The 1556-nt window shown below is 61.4% G+C and carries 1 protein-coding gene and 1 pseudogene; both read left to right on the top strand.

What is annotated here, in order from left to right; translation table 11 throughout:
- Nucleotides 1–121, top strand: a pseudogene (locus ACFORG_RS18595) (IS5/IS1182 family transposase); the annotation flags it as partial.
- A gap of 99 nt (nt 122–220) precedes the next feature.
- Entirely contained in the window at nt 221–1246 is a 1026-nt protein-coding gene (locus tag ACFORG_RS18590) for an IS110 family transposase (protein WP_386737055.1), read from the top strand.
- Nucleotides 1247–1556: the final 310 nt, after the last annotated feature.

The following is a 1556-nucleotide window of genomic DNA, read 5'->3' as shown; positions in this document are numbered from 1 at the left end:
GATCGAGATCATGTTCGGCAGGCTGAAGGATTGGCGACGTGTCGCAACCCGATACGACCGCTGCCCGAAGGTCTTCCTATCAGCCATCGCCCTCGCTGCAATTGTCATCTACTGGCTATGAGATGCCGTAACGGGCCGGACGCTTCACGACCGTTACCGCTTGCCGGATATCGGAATTGCAGCTGCCATTCCCGTATCAGATTTTATGGAGGTTGACGGGATGAAGCTGTTTGTCGGGCTGGACGTATCGCTGGCGAAAACTGCGGTTTGCGTGCTCACGGAGCATGGAAAGATTATAGAAGAGGTGGAGGTGATCAGCGAGCCGGAGCCGCTGATCAGCTTGCTCGAGGGTCTCGAAGGAACCGTTGAAGCGGTCGGTCTCGAAGCTGGTCCGCTGTCGCAATGGCTGCACCGTGCGATGAAGGAGATCGGCCTGCCTGCCGTCCTGATGGAAACCCGGCAGGTGAAGGGTGCACTCAAGGCCATGCCCATCAAGACCGACAGGCGCGATGCGGAAGGGATCGCGCGCCTGTTGCACCTCGGCTGGTTCCGACCGGTCCACTGCAAGTCGGTCTCTGCTCAGGAAGTGCGCGCGGTTTTGGCGGCGCGCAAGGCCATCCAGGGGAACATGATCGCCTTGGAGATGTCCCTGCGCGGGCTGCTTAGGAACTTCGGGCTCAAGGTGGGCGCCATCTCGCGCGGCAGGTTCGAGGCACGGATCTGGGAGCTGGTCGAAGCGAACACGATGCTTGAAGCCGCGGCCGCACCCATGCTGCGCGTTCGCGCGGCCTTGCGCCAGGAACTGGCAGGGCTGGAGAAGCTGGTCCGACAGATGGCTTCCGAAGACCCCGTTTGTCTGCGCTTGATGACCATGCCGGGCGTTGGAGCCGTCGTCGCACTTACCTTCCGATCCGCCGTCGATGACCCGTCGCGCTTCCGTTCTTCGAAGAATGTCGGTCCTTGGGTTGGTCTAACGCCCTCTCGCAGTCAGTCTGGAGAGCGGGATGTATCAGGCGGCATCACCAAAGCCGGGGATGTGAACCTAAGGCGTGCCCTGTGTCAGGCTGCTACGGTCATGCTGTATCGCGGGCGTGGCAACGCACTCCGGACATGGGCATCCCATGTTGCCAAACGCCGCGGACGGAAACGCGCGATGGTTGCCCTGGCTCGCCGTATTGCTGTCGTGTTGCATCGCATGTGGATCGACGGATCGACCTTCAGGATAGAGGTTGCGCCGACCAATTGAGCCTGACCACTTCGCCTGCCTGATTGTAGGCTCACGAGGTCCCGAAGGGACGCGGTTCCGGTGATGTCGGGGTCTGGACCGTCGCCAGCCACGCTGAGCACGCCAATGAGATGGGCACGCCGGAACTGCATCGAACCAGCATCATGTCGGCAGCCGTCGCGGCTGACCACGGACCGAAGCATGTTCCCCAAGGATCTCACGAAAGAGCCGCGAGACGTCGAGCGGATCGACCGAGCAGGAATAGCCCGTCGGCGGGACCAAATCGCTTGGCCGAAATCTCTTGACTGAGAGAGACCCGTTACCGAAGTCC

The sequence above is a fragment of the Lutimaribacter marinistellae genome, from assembly GCF_042648365.1.
Taxonomy (GTDB): Bacteria; Pseudomonadota; Alphaproteobacteria; order Rhodobacterales; family Rhodobacteraceae; genus Lutimaribacter_A; species Lutimaribacter_A marinistellae.
This window is presented reverse-complemented; position numbering and strand designations above follow the sequence as displayed.